Source organism: Aliterella sp. E5.1, assembly GCF_057473825.1.
On the sequence record NZ_JBYCCV010000066.1, the window covers coordinates 1 to 22264 of the forward strand.

Below are 22264 nucleotides of genomic sequence, written 5' to 3' on the forward strand. Positions count from 1 at the left end.
CATATTTGAGTGCTTTCTCCAACATTTCTTTGCTTTCAGATATCTCCACTTGGAACGGACGACTCATAACTTTTCCTTTCCCCTTACACTTATGCTAATTTAGCGCACCTTCATTCAGAATTGGTATTAGAACAATGGTGTCTAGTTGTATTTTTAGAAAAATTACCGTCAGACACCCGCAAGTTTTTACCCGCCGTCGAACCCGATGGATTTTTCCAAATTTCTTGATTTAGATAGAAAAACCTACCGTTTTCTAAAACACTGTTGCTATAACTGACTCATTGACCAGTGGTTTGAAGCCAAGACTCGCGGATTGTCCGACATTGCCAAAACCCAACTCAAACAAAAATGGGGGACGTTGCAAAAGGTGCTTTCTAGCCAATCGCGCTTAGAACAGATAGTTAAAGATATTTTGCTCGATATAGACACCAAGCCGCGCCTCATAAATGGACGCGGTAATGCCATGCTAGTTTGTACCAGTATCTACCAAGCGTGTAAAGTCTACGGGCTATAATTTGGAACTTGCTAAAAAGCCCCTTGAATGCCTGGAATACTTTTTAGTCCATGAATTAGTACACCTACTAGAGCGCTATCACAACGAAGTCTTCCGGGCTTACATGGATAAATACCTACCGCAATGGCAGCGAAGCCGCGATATCCTCAAGCGGGAACCCTTGGCTGATGAAAATTGGATTTATTAGGTTTATATAGAAATATATTTCAGCTACACTCAAGAAAAACTATTTACTACGCAGTGCGATCGCTCGTGCAATCTCATAAGCCGCAAAAAATTGATTTGAATACCGACTACCCTTGTCCCTGTCGCCGTCAAGGGCGGTTGGTTCCGATTGTCCTCACCGATGCCATGGGGTGCGATCGCTGTCAAAAAATATTTGTAGTTGAAGAAAATGGTTATGCTTTAGAGCAACTATCAACTACTTACCCCCATAAACCAACTTGGCGATGGGTAGGAAATCGGTGGATAACGGCTCAATCTCACTTAAAACAAAGTTATTTACCTATAGCAATAGGTGCAATAGTAGTATTACTATTTGTGTGGCTGCCATCAGCATTACAAGTACCTAGTGGGGCGAACTTCTTGATTTGGGCGATCGGAGCCTTAATTGTGGCTATAATACCAGCATTTATAAATTGGCTTACTTACAGGCGCTGACAAATGACCGATAATGTGGCTGCAAATATTGAACCTGTGGTTACAGTAGAACGCGCCTACCAAGCTTCTTTAAAATTGAGCATTACTAAGGGAGCAGAGCGCAGTCGTGCAGTTTCGGCGATAGCCCAAGCTCTGCAACGGTCGGTAAATGACATTTTAGAGGCAAATACTCTAGATCTCGAAGCTAGTCGCGAAATGGCAGTACCAGAGCTAATTTTAGATTGGCTGAAGCTGACCCCAGAACGATTGCAAGCAACTATAGAAATTTTGGAGCGTTTGGGTAAGTTACCCGACCCCTTACGTCGGGTAAGAAATGCAGAATATCAACTCCAAGACTCCCAAACTTACTGTCAGTTGATGCCTTTGGGAGTCATAGCGCTAATTTATGAGGCATTTCCAGAGTTAGGGGCGATCGCGGCGGGGTTGTGTATCAAAACTGGTAATAGTTTAATCCTCAGAGGCGGTAGCGAGGCTAGTCATTCTAATCAAGCGATTTTTAATGCCCTTGAATCGGCTTTAGAAGGAACAGATCTGCCTGATGCAAGCGTGCAGTTGCTAGGAAGCGAGGGCGGGAGTGCAGTAGTTAGAGATTTGATAACTCAAGATCGGTACTTAAATTTGGTGATTCCCTATGGTCGTCCGAGTATGGTACAGCAGGTAATGCGACAATCAACCGCCCCAGTGTTAAAGACGGCTATGGGCAATTGTTACTTGTATTGGGCAGTGTCGGGCAGTTTGGAGATGGTGCGATCGATGATTTTAGATAGTCATCAAAGCCAGCCCGATCCAGTAAATGCTATTGAAAAGGTGTTAATCCATCGCTCTAGCCAACCGTCTTCTCTTGTTACTCTGTGGAACAATTTGAAAGAAAAAGGTTTTGAAATTAGAGGCGATGAAGAACTTTGTAAGGCTTTTGGAGACTTGAAATTAGCGGAGGAGTGGGGTCGGGCGTATTTGAAGAAGATTGTTGCTTTTAGGGTAGTGAATAATTTGGAGGAAGCGATCGCGCTAATTAATTTGCATAGTAGCGGTCACGCGGACTGTATTGTTACGGAGTCTTATCAAGAAAGCCGCTATTTTGCTTTAGGTGTAAGTAGCGCTTCTACTTATATCAATGCTTCTCCTCGCTTTTCACGCAATCCATCTCAGGGCGACTCGGTGTTTTTGGGTATGTCTAATCAAAAAGGACAAAGGCGCGGTTTGATTAGTTTGGAAACTTTGACTACGCTTAAGCATATTGTCCAAGGAAATGGCAGGCTTTGAAGTATCTTCAAAATTCTTTTGTATCAGGACTTAAAGCATTTGAAGGCTTTCTCTAAGAAAAACCAGAACTTGGGGGGTCTGCCCCCCAAACCCCCTGCAAACAATGTCATGTCTGTGAGCGTTCAAGCTCTGTGCGTTCAGCAGTATTCAGGTGAGGGCTAAAGAGTTTGGATTTTATTTTTAAGAAAGTCAAAGACCTTCAATGGAAAGTTGCCTCTACCAAACCTCTGTTTTTTAGGTTTTGCGTCCTTTAATATGTTTTGGTATGACGGCGGCTTGGTTGCAAGCAATACTCTGGAATTGGCAATTGACGATCCAGGACTACTGTATGGGGCAACTGTGTTTACAACTGTGCGGGTGTATCGGCACTCTTTAGACTCCCGACTGACTAATTGGGCGGCGCATTGCGATCGCTTATCTGCTAGTTTGCAAACTTTTGATTGGCAACAACCAAATTGGGAGCAAGTGCAACAAGGTGCGATTTCTATGCTGCAATATTTTCCCGTGCTGCGAATTACTTTGTTTCCTGATGGGCGCGAATGGATTACGGGGCGGGAATTACCCGCAAGGTTGATTGAAGATCAAAATCGTGGTCGAGCGGCTTACATTGTGGAATTAGAGCGCGCTCTGGCGGCTCATAAAACTGGAAATTATTTGAGTGCGTGGTTAGCGCAAAGTTTGGCGCGATCGCGATCGGCGCAGGAGGCTATTTTGGTAGATTCTAGGAGCGGTGATTGGTTAGAGACTAGCACCGGAAACTTATGGGGTTGGAAAGATGGCTGTTGGTGGACACCACCCTTAGAAGTGGGGATTTTGCCGGGAATTGTGCGATCGCGGCTTATTGAATGGTTACAGGGGCAAAACTTAGAAGTAAAACAAGCACCTTGGCAGCGCCAATTGGTAACTGAGTTTGATGCGATCGCCTATAGCAATAGTGTTGTCCAAGTTGTACCGCTCCACACCATATTGCAACAAACAACGAAAACGTACTACGATCCTCATCATCCTGCCTTGAAGCTCCTCCAAGGGTTGTTTGTAGAGTAATAAACTCTGTTGCTCAACGGCGATCCCCTAACATGGCAACTGCTGTAATTCTAAGCTAGATTAAGAATAGTTAACATTTAACTTAAAACACCTTCTTAAGTTAATTAAGGTTAGGAGGAATAACCTCGGTGAATAAACGCTGGAGAAACGCGGGGCTGTACGTTCTGCTAGGCATTGTAGTCTTAGCATTGGGAACAGCATTTTTTGAAAAACAACCCCAAAGCCGAGAGACATGGCGATATAGTCAATTTATTCAAGAAGTTCAAGAAGGCAAAGTTGAGCGCGTAAGCCTTAGTGCCGATCGCACTAGAGCGCAGGTAACGCCTCAAGACGGTGAAAAGAAAATAGTAAATTTACTTAACGATCCTGACTTGATCGATATTTTAAGTAAAAATAACGTTGATATAGTGGTTTCGCCTCAAGCTGATGATAGTACCTTGTTTAGAGTACTCAGCAGTATATTTGTGCCAGTGCTGCTATTGGTTGGCTTATTTTTCTTGCTCCGACGCGCTCAAAGCGGTCCTGGTAGTCAAGCAATGAATTTTGGCAAATCAAAAGCTAGAGTCCAAATGGAGCCGCAGACCCAAATCACTTTTGGCGATGTTGCGGGTATCGATCAGGCAAAACTAGAGCTAAACGAAGTTGTAGACTTTCTCAAAAATGCTGACCGTTTCACGGCGGTAGGCGCGAAAATTCCTAAAGGCGTACTGCTAGTTGGACCTCCCGGAACTGGTAAAACCCTCCTAGCTCGTGCCGTAGCTGGAGAAGCAGGGGTTCCCTTCTTCTCGATCTCTGGTTCGGAATTTGTTGAAATGTTTGTGGGTGTGGGTGCGTCGCGCGTCCGCGATTTGTTTGAGCAAGCCAAAGCTAATGCTCCTTGTATCGTATTTATTGATGAAATCGATGCAGTAGGTCGCCAACGGGGTGCAGGTTTGGGCGGCGGTAACGATGAAAGAGAGCAGACTCTCAACCAGTTGCTTACCGAAATGGATGGTTTTGAAGGCAATACAGGAATTATTCTGATTGCTGCAACTAACCGCCCAGATGTACTAGATTCAGCATTATTACGTCCAGGTCGTTTCGATCGCCAAGTTGTGGTAGATCGCCCTGACTACGCTGGACGCGCGGAAATTCTTAAAGTTCACTCTCGCGGCAAAACTTTAGCTAAAGATGTCGATCTAGATAGAATTGCTCGTCGGACTCCTGGATTTACGGGTGCCGATTTGTCTAACTTGCTTAATGAAGCGGCAATTTTGGCAGCGCGTCGCAGTTTGACCGAAATCTCTATGGATGAAGTCAATGATGCCATCGATCGCGTACTAGCTGGACCTGAGAAGAAAGACCGGGTAATGAGCGAAAAGCGCAAAACCTTGGTAGCTTACCACGAAGCAGGTCATGCTTTAGTTGGTGCGTTGATGCCAGATTACGACCCCGTACAGAAAATTAGTATTATTCCTCGCGGTCGTGCGGGTGGTTTGACTTGGTTTACTCCCAGTGAAGATCGGATGGATACGGGATTATATAGCCGCTCTTACCTAGAGAATCAGATGGCTGTAGCTTTAGGCGGACGCATTACTGAAGAATTGATCTTTGGTGAGGAAGAAGTCACTACAGGCGCTTCCAATGACCTGCAACAGGTAGCGCGAGTAGCTCGTCAAATGGTAACTCGATTTGGGATGAGTGATCGCTTAGGACAAGTTGCTCTGGGTCGTCAACAAGGTAATATGTTCCTCGGTCGGGATATTGTTGCCGAACGCGATTTCTCTGAGGAAACCGCCGCCGCCATTGATGATGAGGTACGCAAGCTTGTTGATGTAGCTTACCGTAGAGCCAAGGAAGTGCTAGTCAGCAACCGTCATATTCTCGATACTTTAGCTAATATGCTAATTGAAAAAGAGACTGTAGACGCTGATGAGTTGCAAGAGTTATTGGCAAACAGCGATGTAAAAACTGCGTCGTTGGCATAAGCAACGGATATACACAAAGCAGGGTAATTCTAGTGCTAGAATTACCCTGCTTTTTTTGTGAGATTGAAAGGTTGCAACGTGGAGCTTTAGTTACGCGATGGCTTAATTGAGCAACGATCTACCCATTCTTGATAGGTTTGTTGACGCTCAGCATCATCTACAACAATTTCTATTTTGATTTTTTTGCATCCTTGACGGCGTTCTAAAGCGATCGCATTTAAGAGTAAGCTGGCTATTTTAGCTGAGGTAAATTCGCCTGCTACAATCATTTCATTGGTTGTAGCTACAGCTTGAGGAATATTTGATTGACTTGTAGCTAACTCAACTCCTTGAATTTCACTGTGTCCTAGATCGATTTCTGCAAGTTGGATAGTTTCTTCACCTACTTGTTCAACAATCAATTTTTCTCGTCTAATTGGAACTTGAATCATTTCAGTTTCAATTTCTTTTCTAACAACTACCTCACCGATTTTCTCCTTATTAATGTCTACTCTCAGTCTTTCTTCTAGTAAAGGAATACTCGCCGACGCAGCTATTGCTGCTCCTAAACCTAGGTCATTTGTATCTTCTACTATTTCTGGCTGCTGATTTGAATTTATTTCACTTTCCATTGCCACTATTTCTATAAATTGGTTTAAATCATCAGTTGATGTAGCAAGCAAGTCCATATCGCTGGTTTCTTCAGGCATTTCGGCAGGTTGACTATTGTCAAGCTCACTACTCATTGACATTATTTCGGGAGTAGCAAAAATGTCTGTTTCTTCTCCCGTTGACATCATTTCTGGCGTATTAAATAATTCTGTCTCGCTGGTTTCTTCTGGTATTTCGGCAGGTTGACTACTATTATCAAGCTCACTACTCATTGACATTATTTCCGGCGTGTTAAATAGTTCTGTGCTTTCCTCCATCGACATCATTGCTGGCGTATCAAACAAGTCTGTTTCATTGCTCGTCGACATCATTTCCGGCGTATTGAACAAGTCCATGTCACTCTCACTACTCATTGACATTATTTCCGGCGTATCGAACAAGTCCATTTCACTTGTTTCTCCCAGCATTTCCGGCGTGTTAAATAGTTCTGTGCTTTCCTCCATCGGCATCATTGCTGGCGTATTGAAGAGGTCTGTTTCTTCTCCCATTGACATCAATTCAGGAGAATTAAATAAGTCCATCTCATTTGTTTCTCCTGGAATTTCGGGAGTATTAAAAATGTTTGTTTCTTCTCCCATTGACATCATTTCAGAATTAGTAAATAATTCTGTATTCGTCTCTTCTTCTAACATTCCAGAATTGGCAAATAGACTCATTAAGTCATCATCAGACGATTGGTTAGGAAAATTTTGCGATTCAAATAAAGGTTCAATATTTTTATTATCTTGTTCTTTAGAGTCGTTTTGTGTATTAGAAGACTCAGTATTTGACCGATCGGTATCTTCGTATTCAGAAAAATTACGGTCTGAATTATTCATATTTATTACTACCTATTGATTTTCTGTGTTTGTTTTTCAATTTGTTCAATAAGAACAAATGATAACTTCAGGAAAGCAAATTGACAATTATTATGAGTGTAGTCTATCTGCAAAAGTGCAGGCAGGGCATACTTTATGCCCTGCCTGCACCAGTTGATCTAGAAAGCCGTTAGACAAAAGCTTAGACTAGAAATGGAAAGTCGCTAACCTAGCTTAGATGCGATCGCGTCTTTCATCAACCGGGATTCCACCAGTATTGATATCCACTTCTTCGCGACGCAAGGTTTCTTTTGCTTCAACAGTTTCGGTTTCTACTTCTTTTCTGACTTTGATTTCTTCTCTAACAAAGGCTTCTTTGTGGATATCAGCACTTTCTTCGTAGAGTTCAACGTGAGCGACTTCGCCCTCACGGAATGTAGCTTCGCCTGGGTTTACAGTTACACCAGCGTCCGTTGGGGTGACTCGCTCAATCACAACGCGCTCTTTTTCAATTGGTACTGAAACTTTTGCTGTTTCAGTTTCAACGTGCTTCCCTACGGTAACGTCACCCGTCTTAACACGTTTTTTGTTGGCGATCAAGCGTTCTTGATATAGCTTAAGAGTCTGGTTGTTAGTATGGTTGACATCAAACAATTCTGGCTCATGTTGATAGTTATAAGTATCGCGGCTGTAGGCTGGAGTTGTACGAGCGCCTGTCATGCCAGCAGTAGGAGCAACACCCTCTAATGGCGCAGAAGCTTCTAATGGTGCAGAAGTTTCCAATGGCATAGTAGCAGGTCTAGCAGTGTCCATTACTGCGCTTGTAGAAGCCCCAACTGCGGGAGTACGGTATACTTCTCTGACGCTCTCCTCGTAATCGTAATCCAAAGCTAGGCGATCGCTAAATTCTGGTAAGTTTTCCGCTTGCTCTCTTGTCATACCAATTGCATATACGCGGTCAGAACTTTGGTCGATTTGAGAACGTCCAATTGGCAGTAAAACTTGCTTGCCAAAAATCCAAAAACCTAAGTCTACTACCAAGTAGCGGAACTGTCCTTCTTCATCTACTAAAACATCGTGGATACTGCCAATTTTCTCATCCGCTTGGGTATATACTCCCATACCTTTGAGGTCGGAACCTCCAAGACTTTCGCGATAATCTGGATCGTAATCGGATATTTTTACTAATGCCATACTATGAAAACCTCTATTTTTTTCCTCTTGTTACTTAACTAATCTATTAATTCATTAACTTTTTTCCATCTTCCTAACGAATGACTTAAACTACATTGGATTAACTACAAAAGATAGATATTTGTACAGCAACAAAAGTTAATATTTGTAATTCTTGAAAAATATTATGTTTTATAGATTTGCACACATTAAAATTAATTGTACCGAATATATTCGCCTATTATCCAGCATTTCTAAGTATGCTAGAAATGCTGGATAATTACTTGTCAAATAAACATCTAACTATCTTGAGTATCAATGTCTAGACGACCTTTCGTACCAATATCTAGCTCCTCTCGGCGTAAGGTTTCTTTCGCCTTAACTATATCAACATCCACTTCTTTTTTAATTGTTACTTCCTCGCGAACAAAAGCTTCTTTATGAACATCTGCGGTTTCTTCATAAACTTTCATTCTAATTATTTCACCCTCCTGGAAATCTACATCTCCAACAGAAGCCAAATTTCTATTAGTAGGAATGCTGCGTTCAATAACGATATGGTCTTTTTCTAAAGGTAGGGAAACTCTAGCGGTTTCAGTTTCAACGTGCTTAGCTAAAACTACTTCCCCAGTTTGCTGACGTTTTTTGTTAGTAACTAGCCTTTCTTCATATAACTTGAGAGTTTGATGATTGTCAGGATCTAAATTGTATAAAGATGGATCTTGATGATAATCATAAGTAGGGCGATTAGAGCTATGCTCTAACCGTTCGCTTGCTGCGATCGGGTAGGAAGTTGGCGCAGATGATGCTACTACCGTAGGTTCTTCTAAAGACTTCATTACTGGAGAGTGATAAGCCTGTTTGATCTGCTCTTCATGTTTGCGATCGGGAACTTTACTCTCGTGATATTCAGGTAAGTCTTCTATTTGCTTTTTGTTGACAATACCTATAGCATTTATCCGTTTTGCTTTGGCATCAATATGACATTTACCAACAGGCAATAAAACTTTTTTACCAAAAATCCAAAAGCCTGTATCAATTACAAAATAACGAAAGCGACCTTGCTCGTCAACCAAGGCATTTTCTATACTGCCGATTTTATCATCCGACTTTCCTGCATAGACATCAAGCCCTTTGATGTCTTCACCATCAAATAATTCTTGTTGATAATTGGGGTAAAATTCATCTAACTTATACAGTGCCATATATAAATAATCCAGAGTTTTTTTAATGTTTGAATAACCTGCTTTTGAGAAAAACAGCAAAATATATTATTCTGCTGTCCTCTTAGAGAAAAATTAGATATTAACTAATTAAATGCTGTCATTTATGACTGGTGTATCGGCAGACATATTAGGATTGCCTTCAGTATCAATATCTAATTCTTCTCTACGGATAGTTTCTTGAGCTTCTACGGTATCTTGCTCAACAACTTTTGTTACCCGGACTTCTTCGCGGATGAAAGTTTCTTTGTGAAACTCTGGTTTTTCTTCGTATAATTCTATACGAGCGACTTCACCTGATTGAAAATCAATTTCGTCAGAGGAAACTACTCGACCTACAGTAGAAGGCGTTGTTCGTTCAATAATTACTCTTTCTTTAGTAATTGGTACAGAAACTACGGCGGTTTCAGTTTCAATATGTTTACCAACAGCTACTTCACCAGTTTTAACCCGACTTTTGCTAGCAACTAATCTTTCTTCGTATAGCTTGAAGGTTTGATGATTTTGTTCGCTTAAGCCATACAAAGAAGGCTCTTGCTGGTAATCATAGGTATTGCGGTCAATAGATTGAGGAGCAGGATTTTGGCGATATACTCCGCGAACTTGCTCCTCGTAATCATAATCAACTACAATGCGGTCGTTGTACGCAGGTAAGTGTTCTACTTGTTCTTTATTTAGACCATCTACATAAACGCGCTGAGCGTTGGAATCTATTCGAGAAAGACCTATAGGTAATAAGATTCGTTTACCCGAATTATCTATGCCTGTATCAATGACTAGATACCGAAATCGACCTTCTTTGTCAACTAAAGCATCAGCCACTTTACCGATACGATTACCACCTTCGGTATAGAGATCCATTGCTTTTACATCTTCACCACCGAAGGTTTGACAATAGTTTGGATCGAAGTCTTCAAGCTTGTAAAGGGGCATAGTTTTGTCTGATACATCATATTACCTACTTAACTAGGTTAAGAATATACATAACTAATTTCATCCTTCTGATGGCTGAACTAACTCGCTCTTTAGGCTGAATAAAAGCTGTAATGGAGAAATACAAATTGCTTTTTAGTATGAGTATTTTAATAAATGAAAGCCTATAGTCAAAATTGGTTATCTTTATTGCAGAAAAGTAAAATAATTGCAGTTATCCGCTCTAGCCATAAAGATTTGGCTCTACAAATGGCAAAAGCTGTAGCTAAAGGGGGCATCCAATTAATTGAAATTACCTGGAATAGCGATCGCCCAGAAGAAGTAATTTCGCAATTGCGTACCGAATTGCCAGGTTGTACCATTGGGACGGGAACGCTGTTGAACCTAGAGCAACAAGAGCGGGCGATCGCCTCTGGAGCGCAATTTTTGTTTACACCCCATACTGATGTAACCATGATTAAAGCGGCGGAAAAAATAGGTATAGCTATTATACCGGGGGCGCTTTCCCCCACAGAAATTGTTACTGCTTGGAATGCAGGCGCAAGTTGTGTAAAAGTGTTCCCCGTGCAAGCCGTCGGGGGAGCAAGCTATATTAAAAGCCTGCAAGCACCGCTTGGACACATACCGCTAATTCCTACCGGAGGCGTGACGATAGATAATGCTAAAGGGTTTTTACTAGCAGGCGCGATCGCAATTGGGCTTTCTAGAGAGTTATTTCCCCAAGAATTGGTAGCTGTGGGAGATTGGAGCGCGATCGCCAATCGATGTAAAACCTTGGTGCAACAACTTTAAAGTTCTTGTTGTATGCCAACTACCGAGCCTTTACCGCCGAATATAGTACCAGTTTGTCCCCGGTTGAACCGAGATTTTGCCGATTGCAGCGCAATTTTTGGTAATGGTACATAACCAACACTCAATACCAGCTTTGAATTTGCTGGCTCTAAATAAAATAGGTATTGCTTAATACTTTATTTTTAAGCTAAATATGCAATCAAAATATTACTTTTACAGCAAAGCTTAAACAAGCCCAATCTATGAGCTACTACCGTACTATACAAAATACATTTAAACCTAACTACCTCACCAAATTGCAAGCAAAGATTTTAGCAAATCCATATTTAGCAGTTAATAATCTCAACCGCGACTTTGTAGCAACAAAAGGGTTTTCTGTAGTATTCCAGCGCTCGCATATTAGCGAGGTTGAACGCTGCTTTCCGTTTTTTAAAAACTATCTGGGTGTAGCTTTGCAAGAAGACTGTAACGCATTTTATCTCAATCCTTTGGTATTAAATCAAGGTTCGCGCGTCGATCCACATATCGATCGCAGTTTGCGCTCTTATTGCAAAACTATCGAACCGCCTGCAATGGTAAGCGTCTTGTACGTGCAAGTTCCATCAGAGTTAGAAGGTGGCGAATTGTTATTACGTCACGGAAAAAAACAAGTCGGCTGTATCAAGCCGCAATACAATACCTTAGTCCTTTTTCAAGGAGATTTGACTCACTCAGTCAATGAAGTTAAAAGTGCAGTTTCCAATCGCTTAAGTTTAGTTTGCGAACAATATAATCTTGTAGAACGCGAACTTGAGCAAATTCCTGAATTTACTATTGAGTCTAGAAAATTGAAATAGAGTTATATTGGCTGAAGACTTTATTTTTGCAATAGGTCTAATATGCTGAAATTTTATTACCACCCACTTTCGCCAATTTCGCGGCGGGTGTGGCTAGGACTCCTAGAAAAACAAATTTCTTACCAGCCTATTGAGGTTAATCTAGGAACAGGTCAGCAGTTTGAGTCAGAATTTTTGACAATTAATCCTTTTCACCATGTGCCTGTTATTGTAGATGGTGATTTTCGAGTAATTGAATCTTTGGCAATTTTAGACTATCTTGAACTGCGTTATCCCGATCTAGCTTTAATTCCAACTGAAATTCAAGCAATTACTAAAATGCGGATGGTGCAACAAGTCACCGTGAACGAGTTAATGTCAAATGTGACTGCTGTTGTTAATGCCGAACAGCAGCCTTTATCTGATGCTAAACAGACGCACCTAGCTACGGCTTGGCGGTTTCTAGATAATGAGTTGCAAGGCAAAACGTATTTTGGAGGCGATCACCTAAATCTGGGTGATATTGTGGCGGGTGCGACGATTCCGCTTTTTCATCGTTTGGGAGTCTCCTTGAATAACTACCCTTGCTTAGAGGCTTGGCGACAACGTATTAGCGATCGCCCAGCTTGGCAACAAACTCAACCCGATGAATTTAGCTTTCAGCGATGGCAAAAGTGGGTTCAACTCCAAATTAGGCGAAAAACTAAAAGCGAGGAAAAACTAACTCAACTGGGTTACTAATCGATCTTCCAATAACGTTTGATTTGTAAGTAAATCCTCAACCGTCATTCTTAAAAAACGCTGCTCGTCAACGTAAAATAAAACCCGAATGCGATCGCGTCCCGGAAATCCTGGGGGCGTTAATTGAGCAATAGTTGCAGCACCATCAGAATCATTTAAGGGCTGTACTTGGATTTGACTATCTTTTTGGCGACGGGTAATCAACATCTCGCCATCATAATAAACCTCTGTTGCTCCCGTTTCGCCCCCCAATTCGCCAATAATTAATTCAATACTTGGTTGACTTTCGACAGAAGCGCCTAATACTAGCTCTACCGGATCTTGCATTGGGTAAGGTTGTCCGGTTTTAATTAAAGGATGCCAATTGTGGCGATTGTTGCGCCTGTCCCAATAACGAACACCGTAGCTGTGATAGAGAAAGTCTTTTACTTCCACACCTTGAGTGAGTTGAAGTGCGCCCGATGCGATCGCTTCAAAGGGTTTTTGATTGCTAATTAATGCTGGATCGAAGTATTTTTGCACCCAATTTTGTACGGCGGGCATTTGCGATGTACCACCAACTAATAGCACTGCATTAATATCAGCTATTTCTAAGCCTTGTCTACGGGCTTGATACAATAGCTGCGTCATACATTCGTCTAGTTGCTCAAAAAACTGGTGTTCTTTGAGGATTGTTTCTAAAGTATCGCGATTTAACTCTAATTCGTAGCTGTCTAGGGTTTCATCATCAAAATAAACTTCACTTGCTTGCTGTTGGGAAGATAGTTGAATTTTTACCCGTTCCGCCAGCCTAGCTGTTAGCGATGTAGCGGCTAATCCTTGAGTTAGAGCAAAGTATTCGACTAACCAGTTATCGATATCTGTACCGCCCAAATTTTGCCCAGCTTTAGCTAGTACACGGGCGGTTTTTAGTTTTTGCCCGGATTTTTCAGCTAAGGACTTTTGCCCGAATTTAAGCAAAAATCCCAAAGGAGTTTTACCTGCTTGAATACTGGGATCTATTCGTACCAAAGATAAATCTAATGTGCCGCCGCCAAAATCAATTACTAGCAAATTTTCTTTATCCGCCATGCCATAACCCAAAGCGGCGGCTGTAGGCTCATCAAGCATTCTAACTTGCTCTATAGGCAAAGTTTGACATACTTCCCCTAGCCAATGACGGTAAGATTCAAAGCTATCTACAGGTACGGTTAAAACCAAAGATTCTATGCTTCCTAATTGGGAAATTAGATTAGTTAAAAACCAAGTTCCTACTTGCTCAAAAGAGACAATTTGCCCATCTAATTCCGGTAAAAAGCCCTGAATATTTGCGCCAATACCGCGTTTGAAGCTGCGGAAAAATCTCGGATCGTTTTTACTGTCATATCCGCGATCGCGTACTTGTTGCCCGATTAATACATTACCCTCAGCAGCGTTTTCTACATACACTAGGCTAGGAATTAAGGGCGGATTAGTCCCTATTTGCTGAGATAAACCAGGAATGCTAAGAGTTTCTGATTGTCCAGTAACGGGATTAGTGCGAGTTACACAAGTATTACTTGTACCAAAGTCAATTGCAAGCATAGATAGCGGTGCGGCGGTGTGCTAAAAATTATTTTCTCATAAGCCATTCGGCTTCTACACGATAAATTGCTTCCTCTTTAGCTTTAGCTTCTATTTCGATCCAAGGTGCTTCGCGGTATACGCTAGGCATATCGGTAATAAAATCGCTATGAGTGCGATCGCCAAAGCTAGATTGTCCGTTAGAAATATGTACTAATTGCCAATCTGGATTAGTCCACGTTTCTCTCGCTGCATAAAACATTTCGGCGACAGAGGGATCTTCATAGGTTGTCAAACCTTCGTGGCAGATGTGATGATGCGCATCAAATACCATTGGTACGCCAGATCCATTGCATACTTCCAATATTTCGGCGGAACTATAGGAGTATTCGTCATTTTCAAAGGTTAAGCGATCGCGAATATGGGCGGGTAATTCTGCCAATACTTCCACAAGCCGATCTATTCGTTGCGATTTGCCGCCGTGAATGTTCATTAATGCCCAAGGACTTCGCGGTAAACCCAGTAAATCAAATACTTTTGCGTGTCCTTCCAAGATTTTGATACTATTTGCCAATACTTGCGCGGAATCGGAACTTAAAACTACGAATTGATCGGGATGAGATACTAACCTAATTCCTAATTGCTGTGCTTTTGCGCCAATTAAAGCTAATTGTCCGCTCATTGAGTCAAGGATTGTTTCGCCGATATTGTCTTCCCAATCGCTCATTGGGAACAAACCTGAAGGTAGTCTATAAAGCTTGATTGAGTGTTGCTGACAAAAATCTACGGCTTTATCTAGGCGGCTGATATTGTCACTGTAGAGATTTGTAAGAGTGGTTTGGCGTTCGGTTTCGCTTAATTTTAAGTAACGAGTGCGGGTAATTGTCCGGTAGCGAATTTCTTTGGAAGCTGTAATACAAACTAATCCCAAGATTGGGCGATGTAACAGTGCTTTTTCATTTATTTGAGCGACAGTCATAAATATCTTTTTAATTTTTTTTGATTAAAGCCATTTGTTTGCTGATTATTAAGTATCTGAAGGCAGAATTTTTTCTTGAACTAATTTTCATCCATCTAAAGATAGATTTTACGACTTAGTTTTGCCTACAGGCTTTTACGAATTTATCTTTTTAGGCAACTATGTCAAATCGCTAGGATTACCCCTAACAAAGCATATTTTGAAAATACTCTTATAAATGCTGAGGTACAACTTGTCAATATATCTAAATACTTCTTTAGAGTAATGGCAAACAAAAGAGACATTTCTTAAAGTAAGAATCCAAGGGGGGACAACATTCAATTTTGTCTTGCACCATCTAAATAGGTCTATCTAAATACAAACTCATCTCAAAAAAGATTAGCGTAATGAATAGTCAGCAATCGTCAGAAGCAACAATGTTTTTAGGTAGTCTAAAGAACGGAATTTGGCTGCTTGGTACTTCATCTTGGTTGTTTGGGATCACCGATAGAACGATCGCTTCACTATCCGATGGATATTTGTCAGCATTGGATATAGTGCAGCTTTTTACGGCATCTTTCTTTTTTGTAAGCTGGCTATTTCTGAAGCCTGCATCTAGAGCTTCAGACTGAAATTAGCTGAAATTACAAGCAGCTTTCCCTAGACGGCGTAAAAGTATTGCAGATAATAAGTAGTAAAATTCTAGGCAAAATAAGTTTTAGCCGATGAACGCCTTACTACAAGAAATCAAATTGAGCTTAATACGCCTAACTGGTAATGTTATTGAGTCATTGCCAGGAATAATATTTGCGATCGCAATCCTGTTTATTACTCGTTATGTTGCTAATTTAACCAAGCGGATAGCGACAGCAACGGGAAGACGGGTGCTAAAAAGTCACTCATTGCGATCGCTACTAACTCAAATTAGCTATGTAGCAGCTTGGGTAGCGGGAACTTTATTTGCTTGCGTAATGGCTTTTCCCGACTTGGGATTGGGCGATATTATTGGTTTATTGGGTTTAGGCTCGGTTGCAATTGGTTTTGCTTTTCAAGATATTTTCAAGAACTTTTTAGCAGGAATATTATTGCTACTAAACGAACCTTTTCGCTTAGGAGATCAAATTATTGTTAATGAGTTTGAAGGAACTATTGAAGACATTACTATCCGCTCTACTCAAATAAAAACCTACCAAGGAGAGCGCGTAGTTATTCCCAATTCTATTGTATTTACAAGTCCCGTGCAGGTACTAACCGCTATGCCTCACCGCCGGACAGATTTAGCATTAGGCATCGACTACAATACACCTTTAACCAAAGCAATAGATATTTTAGTCAAAACCGTTGCAACCGTACCCGGAGTATTACCCGCTCCTTTACCGGAAGTAGATGCTGTAGGCTTTGGCGATAGTTCCATCGATTTAATGATTCGTTACTGGACAATGCCGCAAAAAGTTCAAGTGCGCCAAACAAAAACCCGCGTAATTATTGCTTTAAAAACCGCCTGCGAACAAGCTGATATTCCCATCCCGTACCCGATTCGCACCCTGTATTATTACAATAACGGGCAAGAAGGCGATCATTTTCCCACTTCCGCCAGCAGCGATTTAGGATAGCGAGAATTTAGGTAGTATACTCGGCATTAATTTTCACGTAATCGTAGCTGAGATCGCAACCCCAAGCCGTACCCATTCCCGAACCATTGCCAATACTGACAGAGATTAAAGTTGTGTCATCTTTCAAATAACGACCAGCAGCACTGCGTTCAAAAGGTACAGATCCACCATCTTCAACCAACAATAAATCATTACTACTATTAACACTAAGCTTCTCCACCCCTTGGTTAGGCACAACACTATTCGCTTTTTGTTTCATATAGTTACTTGCCGCAACGCGATCGAAAGCTAAAGGTTGACCATTTTCCATTAAGAGAAAATCCCCTAACATAATTCGCAAATTCTCCTGCTCAAAAGGGACACCAGCCCGCCCCGTCGCCGCCGCAATCCTGCCCCAATTGGGATCGCGACCAAAAACGGCAGATTTGAACAAAGCCGAACCAACAATCGTTTTAGCAACTTGCCTAGCAGCTTTTTCATCCGTAGCGCCAGAAACTTGCACCTCAATCAAACAAGTAGCACCCTCACCATCACGAGCGATCGCTTTTGCCAAATGCTGACATACCGCCGTCAACATTGCCTCCAACTTCTCTGCCTCCGCACCCATTTCGGTAATTGCTGGAGTGCGCGATTGTCCATTAGCCAAAGCAATAAGCGCATCATTGGTACTCGTATCGCCATCAACCGTAATTTGGTTAAAACTTTTATCAGCAGCGCGGCTCAACATTTGTTGCCACAGCGCCGGAGAAACCGCCGCATCGCAAGTCACAAAAGCAAGGAGCGTAGCCATATTGGGGTGAATCATCCCTGAACCCTTACAAATACCCCCAATCCGTACCGGGCGATCGCCAATGGTAGTTTCAAGAGCAATAGATTTTGTCACTAAATCCGTAGTAACGATTGCTTGAGCCGCCGCATCGCTACCAGTATCCGAAGCCGCCGCCACAACGAGAGGAATACCCGATCGCATTGCCTCCATTTTTATTTGTTGTCCAATGACCCCAGTAGAAGCAAGTAAAACTGATTCTGACGGAATACCCAAAGCTTGACCTAACAGCATGGCACTTTCAAGAGCATTGAGCCAGCCCTGAGAACCTGTGGCGGCATTTGCTTGTCCAGCATTACAAAGAATGGCACGAGCGCTAGGTTTAGCTTGCAATAACTGACGGCAATAATCGACACAGGCAGCACGAACTTGAGAGGTTGTAAATACACCTGCTGCGATCGCATCTACATCGGACAAGATCAGCGCCAAATCTGGCAACCCCGAAGGTTTTAAACCAGCCTTAATTCCCGCCGCCCGATAGCCTTTAGGTGCAGTCACGCCCCCACTAATTTCGTGCCAGTCTGCCATTATGTTTGCCTGTACATTCTTCTTTAGCTTGGAATTATAGCTTTACTTCGCCTAGCAATCAAAGCAATCTGACAATCTTCTCTTTCCCAAAATCCAGGGTACTTACAGATAAGACATTAACCCCCACCAAAATACTGCTGAACGCACAGAGCTTGAACGCTTACAGAAATGACATTGTTTGCAGGGGGTCTCCCCCCTAAGTCCCGGTTTTTCTTATAGTAAAGCTTTGTAGATCCTAAGATAGAAGATGCACCTAACATTTTTATCTGCATGACTTACTACGTCATCTACGACGGCAACTGCAACCTCTGCACCTCTTTAGTACAACTGCTAGAAACTATAGACCAGGGAGCATTATTCCAGTACGCACCAATGCAAGCAGAGGATACTCTCAAGCGCTGGAACATCACACCCAGTAATTGCGAACTAGGAATGATTGTCATCGATGCCAGCGCCCCCGAAAGACGTTGGCAAGGTAGCGCCGCCGCCGAAAAAATTGGAGAATTATTACCCTTGGGAGCAGTATTTGTCACCGCTTACCGAGTTTTACCCGGATTAAAATGGGCAGGCGATCGCATTTACGAACAAATCCGCGACAACCGTTACAGTTGGTTTGGTAAACGTTCTAGCACCTACAATTCCTCTTATAGCGTTGATTGCGGCTGTAATTCTAGTAGAGAAATCTAAGTATTGAATAACTCAATAATCTGGCGACAAAAGTGTTTCAACTGTTCGCTAGCTTCAGGTTTGGGTTGGGTTTCTCCTTCACAACGCCAGTCATCCACCGTAGAAAGTCGCCATTGTTTGCCCCGATGATCGAATCCCGCCGCTTCTACGCCAATGCAAGAAACCTCGTCACTTATTGGATCTTGGTAAAAACGAATCTGAATTAAGATACTGCGACTTTGAAACAACTTACTCCTACCAGGGAAATGCAAGCCAATGTCAATAGAATCTGGATCGATCAACTTTCTGGTTTCTGGATCGTTATGCCAAGGTTTGAGATCCGATTTGATTTCGGGAAACTCACTTTTAAACAAATTGACGACGGCGGCAATTTTACTTGTAACTTCTAGGTTTGTTGCCGCCTCTGCTGCATTCACAAGAAAAACACTCCGAGCTTGGGTGTAGCGGCGATATATCGCCAGAAATGTTACGGCTATTATGTTTCAGCTTATCAAAGTTTAAAACAATTGTGGTGCTATTAAAGTAAGCATTAATACTTGCTTTAATAGCTAAGTTTTTTGCTTCAAAGTAAGAGCGCCTTTGTTTGGCGATTAAGCTCAGTAGCGATCTAAAATGACACTGTTCGTTAACAGATAAAATTTAGGTTATGGTGCGTTTTCGGTCGATTCTGTCCTTGATTTTGGCTATTGTGGCAGTATTTCTTGTTAGTTGTAGTAGTCCTACAGTGGCTAAAGTACCTCCAACTTATACTCCGGCTCAAATAGAGCAAATTCAGGAATATGCCCCCACTCTATTGGCTTTGCGCGATCGCATGAGTGAAATTCCCGTCCTAATTCAACGGCGAGATTGGATCGGGGTCAGGAATTTTATTCACGGTCCATTGGGTGAACTGCGGCTAAAAATGACTTACATAACGCGCAACTTGCTGCCTACAGAGCAAAAAGCAGCGCGGCAAATTACGCGGGAGTTGTTTGATGACTTAGTAAAAGTTGAGCAAGCAATTGAAGAAAATAGCACCCAAGGAGCAGTACGCAATTATCAAACTGCCCTAGCAGATATCAATAAATTTGTAGATTTGATTCCTAAACAAGCTGTACCTCCCCAGGTAGAGGATTAGGGCAAAGTAGAGACGTTTGGATCAAACGTCTCTCCCTAAAATAATTATGAGTCACATAGTAGTTATCGGCTGCGGTGTAGTCGGGGCAATGATCGCCTATGAACTAAGTCTGATTCCCGGACTAAGCGTAACAGTTTTAGATAAACAACCACCCGCTCAAGGAGCTACCGCCGCCGCTTTAGGTGTATTAATGGGTGTCATCAGCCACAAAACTAAGGGCAGAGCGTGGCAAATGCGATCGCATAGCATCGAGCGCTATACCACTCTAATTCCCGAACTAGAGGCGCGAACAGGGCGAACCATTCCTTGCAATCAACAGGGAATATTGAAGCTTTGCCCAAGGGGAGAAGATTTGAGTAAATGGGAAAATTTAGCTCGCATCCGTTCCGAGCAAGGATGGCAGCTAAAATTATGGGATATCCCCAAACTAAAAGCCCATTGTCCGCAAATAAATTGCGAAAACATTATTGGCGCGGTTTATTCTCCCCAAGATCTACAAGTAGATCCTGTTGCTCTAACTTTGGCTTTGGTAGAAACTGCAAAAAGCCGGGGAGTTACTTTTCATTTTGATGTCAGTTCTTTGCAATACGATTTCACTACTACCGTTGGCGACAATATTAAATCCGTGCAGACAGGCAAATCGCAGCTAGAAATAGATTGGTTGGTAGTGGCTGCCGGATTAGGTTCTTTGACAGCTTTACCGATTGGCGATCGCGTGTTAGACGCGCCTAAACTTGATATTAGAGCCGTATTAGGTCAAGCCATCCACGTCCGCTTGCAAAACTCTTTAGGAAATCTAGATTTTCAACCCGTAATTACTGGTAATGACGTGCATATAGTGCCGTGTTTGACAACAGCGCCCGTAACAGATTACTGGATTGGAGCAACTGTAGAATTTCCTTTAGAACCAGATTTAGTTGTGCCAGAAGCAGTCAAACTTGAAGAAGTTAGACAAAGTGCCAATTCCTTTTGTCCGGCGTTAGCGGCTGCGACTACCATCAAAACATGGTCTGGGTTGCGTCCGCGTCCTGAAGCGCGTCCCGCACCGATAATTGAACTTTTAGAGGGGTTTAGTAACGTTCTCTTAGCTACTGGGCATTATCGTAATGGTGTCTTATTGGCTCCAGCAACAGCGCAGATAATTATTAAATTGATAGACAGTAAATAGCTATCAGTTTCTTGGTATCGTAACGAAATAAATAGCTTCTGCAAAATAGCGTGATAGTTACAGAAAATAAAATTAAAGTGGGCGGACTCGATTGGTTTTACCGCGAGTCTGTGCCTAGAAGCGAAACCGACTTATTGCCTGTCGTCTTATTACATGGTTTGCCCTCCCAAAGCTATAGTTGGCGGCAAATCATGCCTGCCTTGGCAAACCAAGGTACAAGGGCTGTTGCCCCAGATTGGCTTGGTTTTGGCTTTTCTGCTAAACCTGATAAAAAAGAATTTGCCTATACTCCTGACGCTTTTGTTGATGCTTTAGCCCAATTTCTACAAGCATTAAAACTCGAACGCTTTTCATTGGTGGTACAAGGCTTTTTAGGTTCAGTTGGCTTGCAGTATGCTTTGCGCCATACCGAGCAAATTGAAAGTTTAGCTATCTTAAACACACCCCTTGCCTCTAACGCCAAGCTCCCCTGGCAAATGCAACAATGGGGTTTACCTTTAGCTGGGGATATGTTGACTCAAGATCCTTTACTTGTAGATCGCACTCTTGAAGGTGGTAGTCGGTATCGAATAAGCGATCGCGATTTGGATGCTTACCGTCAGCCGTTTTTGAAAAGCTCCTCCGCCGGACGCAGTTTGATGTACGCAATCCGCAATCTGCAAATGCCCTCAGCGATGGCAGAGATAGAAGCTGGATTTAAACAATGGCAGTATCCCACAGCAATTATTTGGGGTATGACCGATCCTTGGCTACCGCCGACAATGGCACAAAACTTTGCTGACGCTATCAAGCATTCAGAATTTATCAAGTTAGAAGAGGCTGGACATTATCCTCAAGAGCATTACCACGATGTAGTTTTAGAGAGCCTTTTACCTTTCGTACGTCGTGTCAGTTAGGGGCTAGATTCAAAAAAATACGAGCCTGGGTATTAATACCCAGGCGAAATAACAAATACTCGTTGCCAAGTTTATTCAAGCAATTTTTAACAATGTTCTTTCTCCAGACGGGCTAATTGAGCCAATACTTTGGCTACACTCTGCTCCAAACTTTTCCGATCGGTTCTACACTCTACTTCCGGATTAATTGGTGGCCCGTAAGGATCGTCTTATACCAGTAAATTTTGTTATACCAATTCTGAATGAAGGTGCGCTAAATTAGCATAAGTGTAAGGGGAAAGGAAAAGTTATGAGTCGTCCGTTCCAAGTGGAGATATCTGAAAGCAAAGAAATGTTGGAGAAAGCACTCAAATATG

At 42.2% G+C, this 22264-nt stretch carries 22 protein-coding genes and 3 pseudogenes; 15 read left to right on the plus strand and 10 right to left on the minus strand.

The features are described 5' to 3' along the window. Positions 1-280: 280 nt before the first annotated feature. The 6 genes and pseudogenes from AC2VE5_RS17700 to ftsH3 form a co-directional block, all read left to right on the plus strand. A pseudogene (locus AC2VE5_RS17700) lies at positions 281-505 on the plus strand (type I restriction endonuclease subunit R); the annotation flags it as partial. Positions 506-512: 7 nt separating this feature from the next. Further along, positions 513-701 (plus strand): annotated as a pseudogene (locus tag AC2VE5_RS17705) (YgjP-like metallopeptidase domain-containing protein); the annotation flags it as partial. A 65-nt stretch (positions 702-766) separates the two neighbouring features. Then, positions 767-1174 (plus strand): hypothetical protein, encoded by a 408-nt coding sequence (locus tag AC2VE5_RS17710; protein WP_486889058.1) that lies wholly within the window; start codon positions 767-769, stop codon positions 1172-1174. Between the two features lie 3 nt (positions 1175-1177). Then, positions 1178-2437 (plus strand): glutamate-5-semialdehyde dehydrogenase, encoded by a 1260-nt coding sequence (locus AC2VE5_RS17715; RefSeq protein ID WP_486889035.1) that lies wholly within the window; start codon positions 1178-1180, stop codon positions 2435-2437. A 255-nt stretch (positions 2438-2692) separates the two neighbouring features. After that, complete coding sequence (locus tag AC2VE5_RS17720) at positions 2693-3481, plus strand: aminotransferase class IV (RefSeq protein ID WP_486889036.1); 789 nt, start codon at positions 2693-2695, stop codon at positions 3479-3481. Between the two features lie 128 nt (positions 3482-3609). Continuing rightward, on the plus strand, positions 3610-5448 hold the full coding sequence (gene ftsH3 / locus AC2VE5_RS17725; protein ID WP_486889037.1) for an ATP-dependent zinc metalloprotease FtsH3: 1839 nt from the start codon (positions 3610-3612) through the stop codon (positions 5446-5448). 86 nt (positions 5449-5534) lie between these two features. On the opposite strand, the gene AC2VE5_RS17730 is transcribed toward ftsH3, so the two are convergent. The 4 genes from AC2VE5_RS17730 to AC2VE5_RS17745 form a co-directional block, all read right to left on the minus strand. Then, positions 5535-6917 (minus strand): DUF2382 domain-containing protein, encoded by a 1383-nt coding sequence (locus AC2VE5_RS17730; protein ID WP_486889038.1) that lies wholly within the window; start codon positions 6915-6917, stop codon positions 5535-5537. A gap of 213 nt (positions 6918-7130) precedes the next feature. Beyond that, positions 7131-8090, minus strand: a complete 960-nt coding sequence (locus AC2VE5_RS17735; protein ID WP_486889039.1) for a DUF2382 domain-containing protein — start codon at positions 8088-8090, stop codon at positions 7131-7133. A 278-nt stretch (positions 8091-8368) separates the two neighbouring features. Further along, positions 8369-9274, minus strand: coding sequence for a DUF2382 domain-containing protein (locus AC2VE5_RS17740; RefSeq protein ID WP_486889041.1), 906 nt, complete (start codon positions 9272-9274; stop codon positions 8369-8371). A gap of 108 nt (positions 9275-9382) precedes the next feature. Beyond that, a complete protein-coding gene (locus AC2VE5_RS17745; RefSeq protein ID WP_486889043.1) occupies positions 9383-10225 on the minus strand; it encodes a DUF2382 domain-containing protein in 843 nt (280 codons plus the stop codon). Between the two features lie 156 nt (positions 10226-10381). Here AC2VE5_RS17745 and AC2VE5_RS17750 point away from each other — a divergent pair, with 156 nt between their 5' ends. Beyond that, on the plus strand, positions 10382-11017 hold the full coding sequence (locus tag AC2VE5_RS17750) for a bifunctional 4-hydroxy-2-oxoglutarate aldolase/2-dehydro-3-deoxy-phosphogluconate aldolase (RefSeq protein ID WP_486889044.1): 636 nt from the start codon (positions 10382-10384) through the stop codon (positions 11015-11017). On the opposite strand, the gene AC2VE5_RS17755 is transcribed toward AC2VE5_RS17750, so the two are convergent. Continuing rightward, positions 11014-11142: a hypothetical protein gene (locus AC2VE5_RS17755; protein ID WP_486889045.1), complete on the minus strand. Its 129-nt coding sequence runs from the start codon at positions 11140-11142 to the stop codon at positions 11014-11016. The genes AC2VE5_RS17750 and AC2VE5_RS17755 overlap by 4 nt on opposite strands. 117 nt (positions 11143-11259) lie before the next feature. Here AC2VE5_RS17755 and AC2VE5_RS17760 point away from each other — a divergent pair, with 117 nt between their 5' ends. Both AC2VE5_RS17760 and AC2VE5_RS17765 read left to right on the plus strand, forming a co-directional pair. Then, complete coding sequence (locus AC2VE5_RS17760) at positions 11260-11853, plus strand: 2OG-Fe(II) oxygenase (RefSeq protein WP_486889046.1); 594 nt, start codon at positions 11260-11262, stop codon at positions 11851-11853. 42 nt (positions 11854-11895) lie between these two features. After that, a complete protein-coding gene (locus tag AC2VE5_RS17765) occupies positions 11896-12573 on the plus strand; it encodes a glutathione S-transferase family protein (RefSeq protein WP_486889047.1) in 678 nt (225 codons plus the stop codon). Here AC2VE5_RS17765 and AC2VE5_RS17770 read toward each other — a convergent pair. Continuing rightward, entirely contained in the window at positions 12553-14136 is a 1584-nt protein-coding gene (locus tag AC2VE5_RS17770; RefSeq protein WP_486889048.1) for an Hsp70 family protein, read from the minus strand. The genes AC2VE5_RS17765 and AC2VE5_RS17770 overlap by 21 nt on opposite strands. Positions 14137-14164: 28 nt before the next feature. Then, positions 14165-15094 carry a UV DNA damage repair endonuclease UvsE gene (gene uvsE, locus AC2VE5_RS17775; protein ID WP_486889049.1) on the minus strand — a complete coding sequence of 310 codons (930 nt, stop codon included), beginning with the start codon at positions 15092-15094 and terminating at the stop codon, positions 14165-14167. Between the two features lie 386 nt (positions 15095-15480). On the opposite strand from uvsE, the gene AC2VE5_RS17780 reads away from it, so the two are divergent. Both AC2VE5_RS17780 and AC2VE5_RS17785 read left to right on the plus strand, forming a co-directional pair. Continuing rightward, positions 15481-15705 (plus strand): hypothetical protein, encoded by a 225-nt coding sequence (locus AC2VE5_RS17780; protein WP_486889050.1) that lies wholly within the window; start codon positions 15481-15483, stop codon positions 15703-15705. Positions 15706-15798: 93 nt separating this feature from the next. Further along, complete coding sequence (locus tag AC2VE5_RS17785) at positions 15799-16686, plus strand: mechanosensitive ion channel family protein (RefSeq protein ID WP_486889051.1); 888 nt, start codon at positions 15799-15801, stop codon at positions 16684-16686. Positions 16687-16693: 7 nt separating this feature from the next. Here the strand turns inward: AC2VE5_RS17785 and argJ are convergent, their stop codons facing one another. Continuing rightward, on the minus strand, positions 16694-18040 hold the full coding sequence (argJ, locus tag AC2VE5_RS17790; protein ID WP_486889052.1) for a bifunctional ornithine acetyltransferase/N-acetylglutamate synthase: 1347 nt from the start codon (positions 18038-18040) through the stop codon (positions 16694-16696). Between the two features lie 270 nt (positions 18041-18310). On the opposite strand from argJ, the gene AC2VE5_RS17795 reads away from it, so the two are divergent. Next, positions 18311-18727, plus strand: a complete 417-nt coding sequence (locus AC2VE5_RS17795; protein WP_486889053.1) for a thiol-disulfide oxidoreductase DCC family protein — start codon at positions 18311-18313, stop codon at positions 18725-18727. On the opposite strand, the gene AC2VE5_RS17800 is transcribed toward AC2VE5_RS17795, so the two are convergent. Continuing rightward, entirely contained in the window at positions 18724-19143 is a 420-nt protein-coding gene (locus tag AC2VE5_RS17800; RefSeq protein WP_486889054.1) for a hypothetical protein, read from the minus strand. The two genes, AC2VE5_RS17795 and AC2VE5_RS17800, sit on opposite strands and share 4 nt — an antisense overlap. Before the next feature lie 230 nt (positions 19144-19373). Between AC2VE5_RS17800 and psbQ the strand changes: the two genes are divergently transcribed. From psbQ to AC2VE5_RS17815, 3 genes are read left to right on the plus strand one after another with little or no spacing between them, the layout of a single operon-like run. After that, positions 19374-19844: a photosystem II protein PsbQ gene (gene psbQ, locus AC2VE5_RS17805; protein WP_486889055.1), complete on the plus strand. Its 471-nt coding sequence runs from the start codon at positions 19374-19376 to the stop codon at positions 19842-19844. Positions 19845-19890: 46 nt separating this feature from the next. Next, complete coding sequence (locus AC2VE5_RS17810) at positions 19891-21012, plus strand: NAD(P)/FAD-dependent oxidoreductase (RefSeq protein WP_486889056.1); 1122 nt, start codon at positions 19891-19893, stop codon at positions 21010-21012. 50 nt (positions 21013-21062) lie between these two features. Then, on the plus strand, positions 21063-21908 hold the full coding sequence (locus AC2VE5_RS17815; protein WP_486889057.1) for an alpha/beta fold hydrolase: 846 nt from the start codon (positions 21063-21065) through the stop codon (positions 21906-21908). A gap of 86 nt (positions 21909-21994) precedes the next feature. On the opposite strand, the pseudogene AC2VE5_RS17820 reads toward AC2VE5_RS17815, so the two are convergent. Further along, positions 21995-22139, minus strand: a pseudogene (locus tag AC2VE5_RS17820) (adenylyl-sulfate kinase); the annotation flags it as partial. Positions 22140-22264 lie beyond the last annotated feature (125 nt).